Source organism: Clostridium sp. OM05-6BH (genome assembly GCF_003481635.1).
Classification (GTDB): domain Bacteria; phylum Bacillota; class Clostridia; order Lachnospirales; family Lachnospiraceae; genus Butyribacter.
Map to the genome: position 1 here is coordinate 12,251 of NZ_QULH01000015.1, position 18,556 is coordinate 30,806.

The 18,556-nt window shown below is 42.4% G+C and carries 18 protein-coding genes; all 18 read left to right on the plus strand.

Features of this window, described 5'->3' with window-relative positions; all coding sequences use genetic code 11:
- Window positions 1-6: 6 nt before the first annotated feature.
- The 18 genes from argF to DXB73_RS11335 all read left to right on the plus strand — a co-directional run bounded on the left by argF (window position 7) and on the right by DXB73_RS11335 (window position 18,555).
- Window positions 7-1,005, plus strand: coding sequence for an ornithine carbamoyltransferase (gene argF / locus DXB73_RS11250; protein ID WP_022025005.1), 999 nt, complete (start codon window positions 7-9; stop codon window positions 1,003-1,005).
- A 5-nt stretch (window positions 1,006-1,010) separates the two neighbouring features.
- A complete protein-coding gene (locus DXB73_RS11255) occupies window positions 1,011-2,012 on the plus strand; it encodes a biotin--[acetyl-CoA-carboxylase] ligase (protein ID WP_243104099.1) in 1,002 nt (333 codons plus the stop codon).
- Complete coding sequence (locus DXB73_RS11260) at window positions 2,005-2,346, plus strand: DUF6145 family protein (protein WP_022025003.1); 342 nt, start codon at window positions 2,005-2,007, stop codon at window positions 2,344-2,346. The genes DXB73_RS11255 and DXB73_RS11260 overlap by 8 nt, the downstream gene beginning before the upstream one ends.
- Window positions 2,347-2,358: 12 nt before the next feature.
- Window positions 2,359-3,129: a type III pantothenate kinase gene (locus DXB73_RS11265; protein ID WP_022025002.1), complete on the plus strand. Its 771-nt coding sequence runs from the start codon at window positions 2,359-2,361 to the stop codon at window positions 3,127-3,129.
- Window positions 3,130-3,144: 15 nt separating this feature from the next.
- Window positions 3,145-4,137, plus strand: coding sequence for a tRNA dihydrouridine synthase DusB (gene dusB, locus DXB73_RS11270; protein WP_118691180.1), 993 nt, complete (start codon window positions 3,145-3,147; stop codon window positions 4,135-4,137).
- 80 nt (window positions 4,138-4,217) lie between these two features.
- Complete coding sequence (locus DXB73_RS11275) at window positions 4,218-4,991, plus strand: shikimate dehydrogenase (protein ID WP_118691181.1); 774 nt, start codon at window positions 4,218-4,220, stop codon at window positions 4,989-4,991.
- A 210-nt stretch (window positions 4,992-5,201) separates the two neighbouring features.
- Window positions 5,202-6,746, plus strand: a complete 1,545-nt coding sequence (gene gpmI / locus DXB73_RS11280; RefSeq protein WP_118507185.1) for a 2,3-bisphosphoglycerate-independent phosphoglycerate mutase — start codon at window positions 5,202-5,204, stop codon at window positions 6,744-6,746.
- Between the two features lie 141 nt (window positions 6,747-6,887).
- Window positions 6,888-7,136, plus strand: coding sequence for a preprotein translocase subunit SecG (secG, locus tag DXB73_RS11285; RefSeq protein WP_182434173.1), 249 nt, complete (start codon window positions 6,888-6,890; stop codon window positions 7,134-7,136).
- A gap of 188 nt (window positions 7,137-7,324) precedes the next feature.
- A complete protein-coding gene (rnr, locus tag DXB73_RS11290) occupies window positions 7,325-9,490 on the plus strand; it encodes a ribonuclease R (protein WP_118691182.1) in 2,166 nt (721 codons plus the stop codon).
- Entirely contained in the window at window positions 9,465-9,923 is a 459-nt protein-coding gene (gene smpB, locus DXB73_RS11295) for an SsrA-binding protein SmpB (protein WP_022024996.1), read from the plus strand. Before rnr ends, smpB begins: the two co-directional genes overlap by 26 nt.
- Before the next feature lie 434 nt (window positions 9,924-10,357).
- Entirely contained in the window at window positions 10,358-11,119 is a 762-nt protein-coding gene (locus DXB73_RS11300) for a CpsB/CapC family capsule biosynthesis tyrosine phosphatase (protein WP_118691183.1), read from the plus strand.
- Window positions 11,119-12,189 carry an LCP family protein gene (locus tag DXB73_RS11305; RefSeq protein WP_118691184.1) on the plus strand — a complete coding sequence of 357 codons (1,071 nt, stop codon included), beginning with the start codon at window positions 11,119-11,121 and terminating at the stop codon, window positions 12,187-12,189. Before DXB73_RS11300 ends, DXB73_RS11305 begins: the two co-directional genes overlap by 1 nt.
- Before the next feature lie 106 nt (window positions 12,190-12,295).
- Window positions 12,296-13,129, plus strand: a complete 834-nt coding sequence (locus DXB73_RS11310; RefSeq protein WP_118691185.1) for a Wzz/FepE/Etk N-terminal domain-containing protein — start codon at window positions 12,296-12,298, stop codon at window positions 13,127-13,129.
- Window positions 13,130-13,210: 81 nt separating this feature from the next.
- Complete coding sequence (locus DXB73_RS11315; RefSeq protein WP_118507189.1) at window positions 13,211-13,966, plus strand: CpsD/CapB family tyrosine-protein kinase; 756 nt, start codon at window positions 13,211-13,213, stop codon at window positions 13,964-13,966.
- A gap of 157 nt (window positions 13,967-14,123) precedes the next feature.
- Window positions 14,124-14,648: a leucine-rich repeat domain-containing protein gene (locus DXB73_RS11320; protein ID WP_182448324.1), complete on the plus strand. Its 525-nt coding sequence runs from the start codon at window positions 14,124-14,126 to the stop codon at window positions 14,646-14,648.
- Between the two features lie 363 nt (window positions 14,649-15,011).
- Window positions 15,012-16,463, plus strand: coding sequence for a sugar transferase (locus DXB73_RS11325; RefSeq protein ID WP_118691187.1), 1,452 nt, complete (start codon window positions 15,012-15,014; stop codon window positions 16,461-16,463).
- Between the two features lie 451 nt (window positions 16,464-16,914).
- The gene (loaP, locus tag DXB73_RS11330; protein WP_118691188.1) at window positions 16,915-17,700 is read left to right on the plus strand and encodes an antiterminator LoaP; all 786 of its coding nucleotides are present in this window, start codon (window positions 16,915-16,917) and stop codon (window positions 17,698-17,700) included.
- Window positions 17,701-17,706: 6 nt separating this feature from the next.
- Window positions 17,707-18,555 (plus strand): WecB/TagA/CpsF family glycosyltransferase, encoded by an 849-nt coding sequence (locus tag DXB73_RS11335; protein WP_347559545.1) that lies wholly within the window; start codon window positions 17,707-17,709, stop codon window positions 18,553-18,555.
- Window position 18,556: the final 1 nt, after the last annotated feature.

An 18,556-nucleotide genomic window follows, 5' to 3' on the forward strand; every position in this document is an offset into this window, starting at 1 on the left:
GAAATTATGAGCGTTAATTTGAAAGGAAGAAATTTCCTGACATTAAAGGATTTTACGAAAGAAGAGATCAGCTATCTGTTGGATCTGTCTGCTGACCTTAAAGCCAAGAAGAAAAATGGAGAATTGGTTAATCATTATATTGGCAAAAATATTGCATTGATCTTTGAAAAAACCAGTACGCGTACACGCTGCTCCTTTGAAGTGGCAGCACATGATATGGGAATGGGTGTTACGTATCTAGATCCACAGGGCTCTCAGATCGGTAAGAAAGAGAGCATTGCGGACACAGCACGTGTTCTTGGCAGAATGTTTGATGGTATTGAATATCGCGGCTTTGAGCAGGAGATTGTAGAGGATCTTGCAAAATATGCAGGAGTACCGGTGTGGAATGGTTTGACAAATGAATACCATCCAACGCAAATGTTAGCAGATCTTCTGACGATCAAAGAGCATTTAGGACGTTTGGAAGGCGTTAAGCTGGTATATATGGGCGATGCCAGATATAATATGGGTAATTCACTGATGATCGCTTGTGCTAAAATGGGAATGCATTTTACGGCATGTACTGCAAAGGAATATTTCCCGAATCAGGCATTGGTAGAACAGTGTGAACAGTACGCCAGTGAATCCGGTGGTTCCATCACGCTGACAGAGGATACAATGACCGGAACAAAAGATGCTGATGTTATTTATACGGATGTCTGGGTTTCTATGGGTGAGCCGGACGAAGTTTGGAAAGAGCGTACCTTGGCGTTGTCACCATATCAGGTAAACGCAAAGGTTATGCAGAATGCCGGAGAACAGGCGCTATTTATGCATTGTCTTCCAGCTTTCCATGACTTAAAGACCAAAATTGGCAAAGAAGTATATGAAAAATTTGGATTAAAAGAACTTGAAGTTACAGATGAAGTATTTGAATCCAAGCAATCGGTAGTATTTGACGAAGCAGAAAATCGCATGCATACGATCAAAGCGGTGATGGTTGCAACATTAGGAGAGGCGTGATCTTTATGAGATCGAAGATATTACGGGAACTGATGGATCATTCGGACACATTTGTGTCCGGACAGAAATTATGTAAAACGTTTGGCGTGAGCAGACAGGCAGTTTGGAAAAACATTTGCTGTCTGAAAGAACTTGGCTATGACATTGAATCGGTTACTAATAAAGGCTATCGCTTAATAAGTAAACCGGATATATTGTATGGTCCTGAGATTGAGGCATATTTGGAAGAGGAAAGTTTCTGTCAAAAAGTCGAATGTCATGATAGCATTGACTCGACAAACATCCGAGGCAAACAACTTGCAGAATTGGGAGAAGCTGAGGGAACATTGATCGTAGCCGATCGGCAGACAGCGGGACGCGGACGCAGAGGCCGCAATTGGATTTCTGAATCCGGTGTTGGTATTTATATGACTTACGTATTAAGACCGACAGTTCAGCCGGCACATGTGTCAGGGATCACATTATTGGCAGCATTGGCAATGTGTGAAGCAACTTATCAGGAATGCGACGTGCTTCCACAGATCAAATGGCCCAACGATGTCATCATTGATGGCAAAAAGATATGTGGTATTCTGACGGAAATGAGTTCAGAAGTTCAGTATGTGCATTATGCCGTAATGGGTATCGGAATCAATGCTAACAAAGAAAAATTCGATGAGACATTAAAGGACAAGGCGACCAGCATTTATCTGTCAACAGGCAAAAAAGTAAACAGAGCTAAGTTTACAGCGGCTTTTGCAGATGCGTTTGGTGGTTATTACAGACGATATATGCAGGACGGAGATCTGTCTGCGTTTGTGGAAGAGTATGATGAATTGCTTGCCAATAAAGACAAAGAAGTGATCATCTACCATGGCATGGTTGAGGATGCCACGCCGGACAAAATATCACGGGGTATTGCACGTGGCATTGATAAAGACGGATCACTGTTAGTTGAGATCGATGGCAGCGTCACACCGGTCATGTCCGGAGAAGTATCAATAAGGGGGGTACAGGGATATGTCTGAAAAGGAACCGGTTGTCTTATGTGCAGCGAGTTCTTATGAACAAAAATACTACCTGAACGAAGCGTTTAGCGGATTACCTACAGCAGTCAAAGAGGAATTGCAAGTCATGTGTGTGTTGTATACGGCAGACGTTGGCGGTATTTTGACACTGCAGTTTGACGAAGATGGCAATTTACAGTTTCAGGTGACTTCTGCGGATGATGATTTTCTGTTTGATGAGATCGGCAGTGTGCTCAAGATCAAGCAGTATCAGGCAGAAAAACAGGAGTTGTTAGAGGCTCTTGAATTATATTATAGAATAAAAATACTTGGTGAAAAGGTCGATTTCGACTAATGGAGGACAGCTATGTTATTGGCAGTAGATGTTGGAAATACAGATATTACATTTGGATTGTTTCGTGAGAGTGAATTGATCACGAGATTTCGAGTCACAGTAAAAGTACCGCGCAGCTCGGACGAGTATGGCGAGTTGATCTGTGCGATACTGCAGCAGAAAGGATACTCTCCGGAAGATGTAAATGAAGTGATCATTGCATCTGTTGTGCCGAAGATCATGTACTCTTTTACAAGTGGCATCATCAAGTATCTGCATTGTCATCCGCTGGTAGTCGGAGCCGGAATAAAGACCGGAATACGTATAGAAACTGCCAATCCAAAAGAAATCGGACCGGATCGTATTGTAGATGCAGTCAGTGCCTATGAACAGTATGGCGGACCGATTATTGTTGTTGATTTTGGAACAGCGACAACATATGATATTGTTACTGCAGAGGGGGCATTTCTAGGTGGTGTGATCAGTCCCGGAATACGCATTTCTGCGAACGCGTTGTGGAATAATACAGCGAATCTGCCGGAAATTGAGATCAAATGCCCGGGGGTTTCTATTGCAAAAGATACGATCACATCAATGCAGGCAGGACTGTTTTTTGGCACGATCGGTCAGTCGGAGTACATTATTCGAAAGATCAAAGAAGAGTCAGGCTTCTTGGATGCGAAAGTTGTCGCAACCGGAGGACTTGGGAAGATTATTTCAGAGCATACGGACGAGATACAGGTGTATGACAGCGATCTGACACTTCGAGGTCTACAGATTATCTATGATAAGCAGAAGAAATAATAAAATTGGAGTGTTATGCGTAGTTTTAAGATAGGAAATGTATTGATTCCCGGCAATTTAATATTAGGACCAATGGCAGGTGTAACAGATCTGCCATTTCGTTTGTTATGCAAGGAGCAGGGAGCTGATCTTGTCTACACGGAGATGATCAGTGCAAAAGGAATATATTACAATAACAAAAATACAGAAAAGCTATGGGAAATCGCGGATGAAGAGCATCCGGCAGCATTGCAGTTGTTTGGCTCAGATCCGGATCTGATGGCAGAAATGGCACGTAAAATTGATCACCGTAATTTTGATATTTTAGATATTAATATGGGGTGCCCGGTGCCGAAAGTGGTTAACAATGGCGAGGGTTCAGCGTTGATGAAAACTCCGGAGCTGGCAGCTAAGATCATTCGCAAAGTATCACAGGCAAGTTCAAAGCCTTTGACCGTTAAATTTCGCAAAGGCTTTACCGAGGATACCGTCAATGCAGTCGAATTTGCCAAGATGGCAGAACAGAATGGTGCAGCAGCCATTGCGGTACATGGACGCACCAGAGAACAGTATTATAGTGGAAAAGCAGATTGGGATATCATTGCGCAGGTCAAAGAAGCAGTAACAATCCCGGTGATAGCCAGTGGAGATATTTTTTCAGCAGAAGATGCAATCAAATATTTGGAGCAGACAAAATGTGATGGACTCATGTTGGCTCGTGGTGTTCGAGGTAATCCGTGGCTGTTTGCTGAGATCAAACAGGCACTCATGCAGTACGATGCCGGAGAAGAGATACAAATCTCGAAACCACAGCTTTCAGAGGTGGTTGAAATGATACGTCGTCATGGCAGAATGCAGGTGGAATACAAAGGCGAAACAATGGGGATGCGGGAGATGCGAAAGCACATAGCATGGTATACGACAGGATATCCGCATTCGGCAGCAATTCGCAGAGAAGCAAACTTTATTGAGACGTATGAACAACTGGAAAAGCTTTGTGATAAGATACTAGCCGACAGCAAGTCATGATTAGTGAGTTTGCGCTTGTAATTCGTTACTTAATGAAGTAAACTGCTATAAGAAATAAATTATACAGGAGGCTAATCAAAATGGATTACGGTTTGATTGGTGGAAAGCTGGGACACAGTTATTCCAAAGATATTCACGAGATGTTGGCAGATTATACATATGATCTATGTCCTTTGACAAAAGAGGAATTTGTGCCTTTCATGGAGCAGCATGCATTCCGGGCAATCAATGTCACCATTCCTTACAAACAGGATGTTATTCCTTACCTGGACAGCTTAGATGACAATGCAAAGGCTATCGGTGCAGTCAATACGATCGTAAATAAAGATGGTCGTTTGGAAGGCCACAATACAGATTTCTCCGGTTTTATGTATATGTTAAAGAAACATAACATTTCCGTAAAAGGAAAGAAATGTGTTGTTCTAGGAGATGGAGGTGCTTCTAAAGCAGTCGTTGCTGTATTAAAAAAGATGGAAGCCAAAAAAGTTGTTATTGTTGATATTATCAAGACAGCATCTGCAATCACTTATGAAGAATGCTTTGCGAAACATACAGATGCTGAATTTATTGCAAATACAAGTCCGGTTGGTATGTATCCAAACTGTGATGCCAGTCCGATTGATCTAACACGTTTCCCGGAATGTGAAGCAGTAGTTGATGTTATTTATAATCCATTGGAGACAAAGTTAGTTGCTCAGGCAAGAGAGCTTGGAATGACTGGCGTTAATGGATTGGAAATGCTTGTAGCACAGGCGTTGTATGCGGTAGAGTTTTTCTTGGACACAAAGTTAGACGAAGCCAAGATTGATGAAGTATATCACAAAATCTATGAAGAGAAAGTGGGAGAGCAATAAAAGCTAATCTCGTTGGACTGAAAGTGGGAGAGCAATAAAAGTTAATCTCGTTGGACTGAAAGCGGGAGAGTAATAAGAGCTACAACTGTATATATCTTGCATAAATGCAGCGATTATTATATAATCTAATTTTGGGTAAGATGATAAAGAACAAAGATGTCTGATGCCTTTGCGGCATAAGCGGACATAAACGATTAATGGAGGTCAAAAATGAGTAAAAAACCAGTTGTTTTGATGATTCTTGATGGATATGGTTTGAATGACAAGACGGAAGGCAATGCGATTGCCATGGCAAATACGCCGGTAATGGACAAGCTGATGGCAGAATGCCCTTGGCAGCCGGGTCTTGCCAGTGGTCTTGCAGTTGGTCTGCCGGATGGTCAGATGGGTAACTCCGAGGTAGGTCATATGAATATCGGTGCCGGACGCATTATTTATCAGGATCTGACTCGTATCACCAAAGCAATTGAAGATGGTGATTTCTTTGAAAATAAAGTATTACTGCAGGCAGTAGAAAATGTGAAAAAGAACGGTTCCGATCTGCATTTATTCGGACTTCTTTCCGATGGTGGCGTGCACAGCCACAACACACATCTGTATGCATTGTTAGAGCTTGCTAAGAAAAACGATGTAAAAAATGTATATGTTCACTGCTTCTTAGATGGTAGAGATACACCACCGGCATCCGGCAAAGATTATGTTGCTGAGTTGCAGGCTAAAATGGATGAGATCGGAGTAGGTCAGATCGCAAGTGTTCATGGACGTTATTATGCAATGGACCGTGACAACAACTGGGATCGTGTAGAAAAAGCCTATAAAGCATTGGTTGAAGGTGTTGGCAATAAAGCAGCCGATGGAGTGCAGGCAGTTGCAGATTCTTATGCAGCGGACGTAACAGATGAGTTTGTTGTTCCTACAGTTGTTGAGAAAGACGGCAAACCGGTCGCAACGATCAAACCAAATGATTCAGTGATCTTTTTCAATTTCCGTCCGGATCGAGCTCGCGAGATGACGCATGCATTTTGTGATGAGCAGTTTGATCATTTTGAGCGTGCCAATGGATTTATGCCACTTACTTTTGTATGCTTCAAGGATTACGATGAGACAATTGCCAACAAGCTTATCGCGTTTGAAAAAGAAAATATCGTAGATACATTTGGCGAGTATCTTGCAGCGAATGGCAAGAAACAGCTTCGTCTTGCAGAGACTGAGAAATATGCGCATGTTACATTTTTCTTTAACGGCGGTGTAGAAGAGCCAAATAAAGATGAAGAGCGTTCCTTGGTAAAATCTCCTGCAGTTGCTACTTATGATCTGCAGCCTGAGATGAGTGCTCCGGAAGTCAGCAAACGTCTTAATGAGGCAATTGCATCCGATAAATATGATGTGATCGTGATCAACTTTGCAAATCCGGATATGGTCGGACACACAGGAGTGATACCGGCAGCAGTGAAAGCAGTTGAAGCAGTTGACCAGTGCGTAGGTACTGCAGTAGAAGCAATTAAAAAAGCAGACGGAGTATTGTTTATTTGTGCAGACCACGGAAACGCAGAGAAGATGATCGATTATGAGACAGGAGAGCCTCATACAGCACATACAACCAATCCGGTTCCATTTGTGCTTGTTAATTATGATGAAGCCTACACACTTCGTGAGGGCGGCCGTTTGGCAGATATTGCGCCTACTTTGCTTGAGATCATGGGATTGCCACAGCCGGCTGAGATGACTGGCGAGTCTCTTCTTCTTAAAAAATAAGAATCAGCTTGCTATTTCATAGACAATATGCTATGATAGTATCTGTTTGAAACTGCGTATAGACAGTTTCAAAAAGAGATTTTCAGACGGTGTACTGCGGGTAGCAGATAACCGTAAAACACAGAATGGAGGAAGTTTTCAATGATTCATACACTGCATACTATTTTATTGTTGGTATATATTCTTGTATGTTGCGTTTTGACAGTAATCGTACTGATGCAGGAGGGCAAGCAGGCAGGACTTACCGGAGCGATCAGCGGTGCCGCTGAGACATACTGGGGTAAGAACAAGGGTCGTTCCATGGAAGGTGGATTAGAGCTTGCAACAAGGATTCTTGCTGTTGTATTTGTCGTGCTTTCATTAATTCTCAATCTGAAGATATTTCAGTAGAGCATGATAATGGAGCGATAACAGTATGGTTGCTGTTTTGAGAGAGCGTGCTGCTAAAGCGATGGCAGTATGGTTGTTGTTTTGGTGGAATATGTTACTAAAGCGATGACAGTTTCGCCGTTGTAAACAAATGCATTATTACAGGGATTGCCGATTGGCAATCCCTTTTTTCAAAATGGAGGATCTGTATGAAAAAAGAAGAGTTCGATAATAAAAAGAAATTAGTATATGATTTTGTTACAGACAAAGAATATAAGCCGATGTCTGTAAAGGAAATGGCGATGGTATTACAGGTGCCTGCCGCAGAAAAGAAAGACCTGCGTCGCGTGGTCGAGGCATTGTGCGAGGAAGGCAAGATCCATATCAGTCAGCGTGGAAAAGTGCGGCCACTGGCCGACAATCTGCTTACCGGCCGCTTTATGGCAACACAGAAAGGGTTTGGATTTGTCCGTGTTGAGGGAGAAGAGGAGGACTACTTCATCCCGGCGCATCAAGTGATGAATGCACTCGACGGAGATACTGTGCGCATTTCCGTAGACGACAAGCAGCGTGGCAAACGTAAAGAAGCAACGGTTGTGAGCGTATTAGAGAGAGCCTCAACAATCTTAGTGGGAACGTATTCCAATAGTAAAAGTTTCGGTTTTGTCGTTGCTGACAACCATAAGTTCACCAAAGATATTTATATTCCAAAGGCAGAAAGCAAAGGTGCTGTCACCGGTCATAAAGTTGTTGTAGAAATTACGGACTATGGCAGTGAAAATCACAACCCGGAAGGCAGAATATTGGAAATTATAGGTCATATCAATGATCCCGGTGTTGATATTTTATCTGTGATCAAAGCGTATGGTCTGCCGGAAGAGTATCCGGATGCAGTGATGGATCAAGTTGCGGGGATTGATGACGAAGTACCGGAAGAACAAAAGAAAGGACGCGTAGATTATCGCTCTTTGCAGACGGTAACGATTGACGGTGAAGATGCCAAAGATCTTGATGATGCAATAACCTTGACTAAAGAAGGAGACATATATCATCTGGGTGTTCATATTGCGGATGTCAGTCAGTATGTAACAGAGTCCTCTGCATTAGATAAGGAAGCCCTTAAACGAGGAACCAGTGTATATTTGGTCGATCGCGTTATTCCTATGCTGCCCCATAAGCTGTCAAACGGAATATGTTCATTAAATCAGGGAACAGATCGTCTTGCTTTATCCTGTATGATGGACATCAATGCCAAAGGTGAGATCATAAAACACCGCATAGAGGAAACTGTGATCAACGTCGATCGTCGAATGTCCTACACAAGTGTTCATGCGATTGTTGAATTGCAGGATCCTGAGGAGCGCAAAGAATATGAAGAACTGATACCGATGTTTGAACTGATGTATGAGCTGGCATCTATTTTGCGCAAGCGTCGTGATAAACGTGGATCTATAGATTTTGATTTTCCGGAAAGCAAGATCACATTGGATTCCAAAGGAAAACCGATCGATGTAGCAGAATACGAGCGCAATAATGCACATCGTATTATTGAAGAATTTATGTTGGCGGCAAATCAGACCGTTGCGGAAGATTACTATTGGCAGGAACTTCCTTTTGTGTATCGTACACACGAAGCACCTGACAGCGAAAAAATATTACAGCTCGGCATATTTATCAATAATTTTGGATATACCATTAAGACTGGTGCAGAGGATGAAATACATCCAAAGGAACTGCAAAAGTTGATCTCTAAAGTGGAAGGAACGCCAGAGGAGGGACTCATCAGTCGACTGACGCTGCGTTCTATGAAACAGGCAAAATATACGACAGGATGTGAAGGTCACTTCGGGCTGGCAATGAAATATTATTGCCACTTTACGTCACCGATCCGCCGATATCCGGATCTGCAGATCCATCGTATCATCAAAGAAAATCTACACGGTGCCTTGACAGACAAGCGGATCAGTCATTATGAACAGATACTGCCGGAGGTGACGGCAGAGGCAAGCAGACTGGAGCGAAGGGCAGATGATGCGGAGCGTGAAGTTGAAAAAATGAAAAAAGCGGAATATATGGAGCAATTTATCGGTGAGACATTCGACGGTGTGATTTCCGGCGTGACGAGCTGGGGTATGTATGTAGAACTGCCGAATACGATCGAGGGTATGGTGCGTGTTGCAGACATTCCGGGAGACTATTATTATTTTGAGGAAGAGCGCTATCAAATGGTTGGAGAGAAGACAGGCAAAATATATAAGCTTGGCCAGAAAGTGCGCGTGACCGTGTCGGCAGTAGACAAGCTGCTTCGCACGATCGACTTCGAATTGAATGAGGAGGACGAAAACGAACATGGCGAAGAAACTGATCGCAAATAATAAAAAAGCATATCATGATTATTTTATCGAGGAAAAATATGAAGCAGGGATATCTCTTGCCGGAACAGAAGTGAAATCTCTGCGTATGGGCAGATGCAGTATAAAAGAAGCATTCATTCGCATCGAACACGATGAGGTATTTGTGTACAATATGCACATCAGTCCTTATGAAAAAGGAAATATCTTTAACAAAGATCCACTGCGCGTGCGTAAATTATTGCTGCATCGCCAGGAAATCCGCAAGATCCAAGGGCATATTACGCAGAAGGGTTATACGATCGTGCCACTAAGCGTGTATTTCAGCGGCAGCCTGGTCAAAGTCGAAATTGGCTTAGCAAAAGGTAAGAAATTGTATGACAAACGACAGGATATTGCCAAGAAAGATCAACGGCGTGAGGCAGAACGTAAATTCAAAGTAAGTAATCTGTATTAATGAATTACGATAGTATTGAATTGAATATTGTAAAAAGTGGATGAAATCTTTTCATTTATTGTGCGTGTCAAACAGCCGATTTTAACGAAGTTATTTTGCACAAAAAAAACAAATTATTAATAAAAAAATCGGCAGAATTACTTCGATAAAATTCTGGAAAAAATTTAAGAAACAAAGCATCTGTTTTATTGTATGATTTATACAAAATCAGCCGATTAAAACATTATTTGTTGGATAAAATGTATGGATACCAACATGAATTTTAAAAAATGGAAAAAACCGAAAAACAACATGACAGATTTTAAAGTTGACAACACAAAAGTCATGTATTAAAATAACACTCGGCTGATTGAAATGTGAACAAAATGTGTTTTGTATGTCGAAAAAATACATAATATGTCATTTCGAAACAGGATGACAAAAGGTTTTGCATAATGACGAAAGCAAGCACATGTTGTGACGCAGGCAGACTGCCGGAGGGAGATGACGACTTGATAGATTTTCACACACACATCTTGCCACGTATTGACGATGGGAGCGGTAGCTCACAGGAATCTTTAGAACTTTTGTCTCTTGAGAAAGAGCAGGGAGTTGATCGGATCGTTTTTACACCACATTTTTATGCGGGGAAGGATTCGGTAGAAAATTTTCTGGATCGACGTGAGAAATCATATCAACGCTTGCTGTTCCGAATGGAAGAGAAGGGCATCGAGCCTCCAGTATTTTACAAGGGTGCTGAGGTGTATTATTTCGCAGGCATGGGCAAAGCAGAGATGGTTCCGGAGCTTTGTATCGAAGGAACGAATATTCTCTTATTAGAAATGCCGTTTGCACAGTGGGATAAAGGAGTGGTTGAGGACGTAAAGTTTCTTGTACAGAAGCGAAAGCTTACCTTGATCATTGCACACATTGAGCGTTATTATCCATTTCAAAAAGACAAAAAATATTGGGAAGCCGTATTTGATCTTCCGGTGTATACGCAGATCAATACAGAGAGTTTCCTGTCATGGCGAACCAGACACAGGGCGCTTGGGTTTTTAAAATCCGGTGACTATGAGGTAATACTTGGATCGGATTGCCATAACATGAAAACGAGGCTGCCTAATCTGCAGGAGGGCAGAAACGTCATAGCCTGCAAGCTTGGTGCACAGTATTTGCAAGAAATTGATGCACTGGGAGAAAGGATCTTACCATAATGGAAGATAAGCGTGTAGGGAAGAGTAATCGATCGAAGGCGATATGCATTACGGTTATTGTACTGTTGTGTATCGGTCTGACGGGCTTATTCTTAATGGAATATCGTTCCGGCAATACGAACCGGAAACAAAAAGGCTCGAAGAACCGCACAGCAGAGCAAACGGAGCAGCCAATTGATTGGGATTCCCTTCAGAAAGTCAAACTTAACCATCATAAATACGGGTTATTACATAAAGTAACTTCATGGTTGATCATCGGAACAGATGTCAGTGGCAATCAAGATGGCATCGGCGAGGATTATCAGGGTGCCATGGCAGATTTTATGTTATTGGTCGTATTTGATGAGGAGAATCATTCCTATGGAATGTTGCAGCTTAACCGTGATACCATGACGGAAATTCATCTATTGGACAACAAAGGTGAAGGCGAGGCAACAGCAGATATTCAGTTGTGTACAGCACACTGGTATGGAGGCAATAGACAGCAGGGATGTGAAAACACGATCACTGCAGTGTCTCATTTGCTTGGCGGCGTACCGATTGATGGTTATTATGAACTTCCAATGAAAGCAATACCGGTCCTTAATAAACAGGTTGGTGGTGTTACCGTAACGTTGGAAGACGACTTTTCAAGCGTGGATGCGGCAATGGTGAAGGGCAAGACAATCACATTATCAGATTCACAAGCGTTTCACTATATTCACGACCGTTATGGAGTTGGAGATGAAGAAAACACATCACGAATGAGAAGACAAAGACAGTATATGAGTGCATTTGCGGACAAGGCAAAGCAGAAGATTGCTGAAGATAATCAGTTCGCAGCAACATTACTCAATGCATTAGACTCATATGCAATATCCGAAATTAATCAAAATGATTTGATGCATTATTTAGACACAATTAATGAGTACCAATCCCAGGGAATGCTTACGATAGATGGCAAATTAAAGCTGGGCAAGGCGTTAGGAGATGGCTTAGAACACAGAGAATTTTATGCGGATGCAGCATCAATTGAGCAAATAGTCAAAAAATTATATCCGCTGATGGAACAGCCTAAGACAAATAAATAGCATTCTAATCTGCCATACAGAGTTTCAAGAAATAGTGCTGAGGTAATAATGGCATATTATGGGAGATCAGAGATATACACAGAGCATGTTGATAAGGGGAGCTTAAATGAGTAAGTTAAGGGACAAAATTCAAATCCAGGACCAAGACAGCGAAGAAGTAGAAATTGACTTATTGGAGTTATTTCAATATTTTCGCTCACAAATTTTAATATTGATCATTGCATTGTTAGTCGGTGGTGTTGCTGCAGGAGCGATCACGCACTTCCTGATCACACCAAAGTATCAGGCAACATCAAAGTTATATGTAGTATCAGCATCCAATAACAAGATCGTTGATTTGAATGACTTGAACATCGGTACCTCTCTTTCGGAGGATTATACTGAGTTGATCAAGATACGTCCGATTTTAGAGGATGTTATTAAGGATTGCAACCTTGACTACGAATATGAGGAGCTGCTCGGAATGCTGACGATCGCACCGGTGGGTGAGACTCGTATTTTGGCGATCACGGTAGAGAGCACCTCAGCAAAAGAGGCAATGACGATCGCAAACAGCGTAGCAGCGACAGCGGTAACGTATCTGCCGAAGCTGATGGAGACAACGGCTCCGAACATTGCTGAAAAGGCAGTGCTTCCGGAAGGACCATGTTCGCCGAATCTGGTTAAGAATACCGCAATCGGTGCTATTGGAATGTTAGTGCTTGTGATGGCAGTGCTTACTGTATTATTCCTGATGGACGATACGATGCGATCTGCAGAAGAGGTTGAGAAAGCCTTTGGTGTAATGCCGCTTACCGTTATCCCTGAGGGTGATATTGCAGAAATCTCCGATAAGAGAGAGGAAGAGATCGCTAAGGAGAAGAAGAAAGCCCACAAAGAGCGCAAGAAAGCCAGAAAGCAAAAGGAAAAAGACGATCAGAAGCAAGAACAAAACAAATAATGTAGAAAGCGCAGCACTTATGCAGTCAATAAAAACGAAACAAACCGTTAGATAGCACGAAAACACAAAGGAGAGTGCGATATGAATGAAGTAACCATAGGAAATATGCCGACGCTGCCCTATGCAGTAGAGGAAGCGGTCAACAGACTGCGTATCAATATTAGTTTCCTGGGAAGCGATATTAAAAAGATTATGGTAATTAGTACTATGCCAGACGAGGGAAAATCGTTTGTAACGATGCAGCTTTGGCGTCAGATGGCAGAATCCGGAACACCGTCGATCCTGTTAGATGCCGACCTTCGTAAGTCCGTCATGACAGACAAATATGACATTACAATGAATGATGGCAGTGAAGTCTGGGGTACTTCTTATATATTGGCACATGACATCCCAATTCAGGATGCTGTGTTACATACACAGATATCCGGTGGAGATATTCTGCCGAATGTCAAAAACGTTGTCAATCCATCCATGTTGATGGAGAGCAAACAGTTTGAAAATATGCTGAATACTATGGCTGATATGTACCGCTACGTATTCATCGATGCACCGCCACTCAACCTCGTATCCGATGGCGAGAAGATCGGTTCCCTCTGTGATGGAGCGATTCTCGTAGTACGTGGTGGGTTTACACAGAAGAAAATGGTGCGCAACTCCATTCGACAGTTGGAAAGAGCAGGCTGTCCGGTACTTGGTATCGTACTTAACCGTGTCGGTGGTAACCGAGGAAGCTATTACTACAAGAAGTATGGCGGCAAGAAATACGGTTATGGGTATGGTTACGGCTATTATGGCAGTAACAGCAAGGGTAATGAATATTATTACGCCTCCAAGTAATTATGGGCTGTCAGCATTGGTGTTATTGACACCTTGGTGATATGACAGCAGAGAATGAACTGATCGGTTCATATGATTATGCTGGGTCTACTGTTCCTATTTTGGGGGAACGGTTTACTCATAGATGATTCCGAATACGAAAGGAGGGAAAATGACAATGAAGGCAATGAAGAAAGTATTAGTAAGTGCTTTAGCAGCAGCATTAGTAGTTACAGCAGCAGCTCCTGCAGGTGCAGCTACATCTCCAGTAACAGCTCCAAAGGCTGTCAATGGAAAGGCTACCGTTAAGGGTGTTACTGTTAAGACTTCCAAGAAGGGTACAGCAACTGTTACAGCTGTTAAGTCTAAAAAGGCTACAGTTAAGGTTGCAGCAACTATCAAGGTTAAGGGTGTAACATACAAGGTTACTGCTATCGGCGCAAATGCATTCAAGAACTGCAAGAAGGTTAAGAAGATTTCCGTAGGAAAGAACGTTAAGACCATCGGCAAGAATGCATTCAAGGGCTGCAAGAAGCTCAAGACTATCACTTTGGCTAACAAGAAGGTTACCATCAAGAAGGGTGCTTTTGCTGGTCTCAACACAAAGAAGATCACTGTTAAGGCTCCTAAGATGAGCAAGAAGGCTCTCAAGAAGTTCAAGAAGGCTCTCAAGAAGGCAGGCTTCAAGGGTAAGGTAAAATAATTTATCGTACCGTCTAAGGTGAGTGTCGGGGCAGGTTGTTTGCAAATCGGAGAAATCTGATTTGTAAGCAATTTGCTTTTTTTTCAAAATAAGGGGTTATTCATGTTGCAGACCATGATAATGGTTAACTGCACTGGTGACAGGGGCGTATAAGCCAATAGATATCTGAACATTAATAAGAACAAAAAAGCCACATCAGTGGGTATAATGATAGCAGTTTATGATAAATTCAACTGCAAGAGAAAGAAATTGAAAATAATACTGTGGGAAATGACCTATAGTTTATATGTAGTATAGATGACAACGAATGGTAAGGCGTGGGGAACATAAGCGTATCGCTATAGATAAAAGGAAGGTGAGAGAATGTACAGACGTAAAGCAAAAGGCTGGTATAAACATATCGACTTTATTATATTAGACATAATCTGTTTGGAACTCTCATTCTTAATTGCATATGTTATCCGTCATGGTGCGGTGAATCCGTATCATTTTCAACTATATCGTAGTGCAGCGATCGTGCTTGGATTTATTGATTTTGTATTGCTCTTTGTATGCAATACATGCAAAAATGTATTAAAGCGCGGAATGCTTCAGGAACTGTATACAACCGTCAAACATGATGTGTACGTCATTTTGGCATTTACCTTATATTTGTTTGCAGTGCAAAACGCACAGCCATTTTCGCGAACCGTGCTGTTTCTGTGCGCTGCATTTTACATGCCGATTTCTTATGTGACAAGGCTTATTATGAAAGGAGCAGTCAACAAGATGCGTCGCAGCGGTGAAAAACCGGCATTACTTATCGTATCGACATCGGATGCCATTTACGAGACGTTGAAAACGATGGGGGACACATATTATCAGCTATATACGGTGCGCGGTATCGTAATATTAGATAAAGATATGATCGGCAAGCAGATCAAAGGTATTCCGGTCGTAGCGTCAGAAAGCACCGTCATAGAGTATGTCTGCAGGGGTTGGGTGGATGAATTATTTATGGCGTGTCCTCATAATTATAAAACGCGCAGGGAGTTGGTGGCACAGTTCGTCGATATGGGCATCGTCGTGCATGAAAACTTGTTTGAAAACAAGGAACTCATTCTTAATCGTCAGATGGTAGAGCATATGGGCGGTTATACTGTGCTAACGACAACCTTAAACTATGCATCCGGCAGAGATTTGTTCCTCAAGCGATTGATCGACATTTGCGGAGGAATTGTTGGATGTATCATTACCGGAATCTTATTCGTGATCCTGGCACCGTTAATCTATATTCAGTCGCCGGGACCGATCTTCTTTGCACAGGAGAGAGTCGGTAAGAACGGTAAGCGATTCAAGATCTATAAGTTCCGCAGTATGTACCTCGATGCAGAGGAGCGCAAGCAGGAGCTTATGGAGCAAAACCGTGTAGAAGACGGCATGATGTTTAAGCTGGAGTTCGACCCTCGTATCATCGGCTGCAAGAAGCGTGCTGATGGCACGATCAAGAAAGGGGTCGGTAACTATATCAGAGACTGGAGTCTCGATGAATTTCCACAGTTCTTCAACGTACTCAAAGGTGATATGAGCATCGTTGGAACACGCCCACCAACAATGGACGAATGGGGAAAATACGAAATCCATCACCGTGCAAGACTTGCAACCAAACCGGGAATCACCGGAATGTGGCAGGTCAGTGGACGAAGTGATATCACCGACTTCGAAGAAGTCGTGGCACTCGATACGAAGTACATCAATGACTGGAGCATTGGACTTGATATTAAGATCCTGTTCAAGACAGTGTTAGTCGTGCTGCATCGTGAAGGTGCGATGTAAATATGGTTATGGTGCGGCTTGTGAAAGCAGCCGCTTCATGATATAAATATTATACGTTGTGTTTTGAGAAGTGTGCCTTTCCCGAGGTACACTCTCAAAGTATCTAAGCGCAATTGCCTGTAGAGGCTCGTCCCTGCAAGCAGTGTATACGTAAGTTACAAAAATCTGATTGAGTAATCGTCGCATTGTCGCGTTATGAGAGTAGGATGGTTATATTTGCTGATGATTTTCTATTGATTGCTTATTTTTTTTGAGTATTTGATAGGAAGTGGCGAAGCATACCCTTTTTTAGAGAATCTTTCTGCAGAAAATGGCATGAGATACTTTTCTTCCAGCAAAGTTTACTGCAGGGAGTGAATTACCGTACTAATTCTTGAATATGTGAAATGCGAGAGCACAGATCAGAACATGATTTGTGCTTTTTTCGTATATAAATGAATGGAGGATTCGTATGTGGTATGTGATGCAGGTGCAGACAGGTAATGAAGGAATGATCATAAAATTGTGTGAGCAGGTGATCAATACCGAGAAGTATGAACGGATCTTCCTGCCAAAATGCGTAACACTTAAGAAACGTTGTGGCGAGTGGAAAGAACTGATCCAGACGCTCTTCCCCGGCTATATCTTTATAGATACCGACGAGAATCGCATTACAGACATTATCCGTGCTTGCTATGCGATCCCGGAAGTGACCAAAGTACTTCGCAGCGCCGAAAACTTTACGCCGATCCATGAGCTAGAGCAGACATATCTGCGGGAAATGATGGATGACGAAGACATCGTACGACCATCGGTCGGTTACCAGGTTGGTGAGCGCATTGAAATACTAAGCGGTCCACTTCGCTATGGACATGCTAAGATCTGCTACGTCGATCGTCATAAGCGTGTCGCAGAGATCGAAGTCGAACTCTTCGGTAGATACACAAAGGCAAAAGTTGCACTCGAAGTCATTGGCAAAACAACCGAAGAAAACTTACGTGAAGAAAAACTAAAGCAAGAACAACAACGTGATATTACAAAGCAACAAGAGCAACAACAATTTCAAAAGACCATGGAAAGCTGGAAAGCTGGAGATACCGTTCGCATTACAAGCGGTACGTTTGAAGGCATGGAAGGCACATTCGTCAGTGTGGATATCAAACGGCAGGAGGTAAAAGCGAAGATCCGGTTGTTTGAACGAGAGACAGAAGTGGTGCTAGGGGTTGGGGAAGTTGTAGTTGTGGGGGGGTGGAAGTAGAGAACTATGGGAAAAGATTGGGGTGAGAGATCCCACAAAAAGAAAGTAGAACCCCATGGAAAAAGGAGAACTGAAAAGGTGCGAGGAATGGAGTATAAGAGACAGATTGACAAAAAACTCATTCCAACCTGTAATATTATGGGAGTTAATATTGCAGCGATTAACATGGGATGGTTGGTATATTATCTCGAAAAAAATCTTTCAAAAATAAAAGGGGACTATATATGCGTCGCCAATGTGCATACAACTGTAACTAGTTATGAAGATGAGAAATATTGTGAGATACAAAATAATGGACTGATGGCAATACCAGATGGTGGACCTCTTTCCACTGTTGGTCAGAAACGCGGCTATAAGAATATGGAGCGAACAACAGGTCCTAGTTTAATGGGAGAGATTTTTGAAATTTCTGCAAAGAAAGGTTATCGCCATTATTTTTATGGTAGTGAAGAAGAAACATTGAAATTATTATATCAAAAACTCACGAATCGCTATCCAAAAATTCAAATCGCCGGAATGTATAGTCCACCGTTTAGACCGATGATGGAGGAGGAAGATGCAGCGATAGTAGAACAGATTAATGACACAAAGCCTGACTTTGTGTGGGTTGGTCTTGGAGCACCCAAACAGGAAAAGTGGATGGCAGCACATCAGGGGAGAATTGATGGACTGATGCTTGGTGTTGGCGCAGGCTTTGATTATTATGCAGAAAATATTAAGCGTGCTCCAATGTGGATGCAGAAACATAATCTGGAATGGGTGTATCGCTTAATGCAAGATCCTAAGAGATTGTTCAAACGATATTGGAGCACTAACACCAAGTTTATTTGGAATGCAATGATAAGGGGAAAATGAT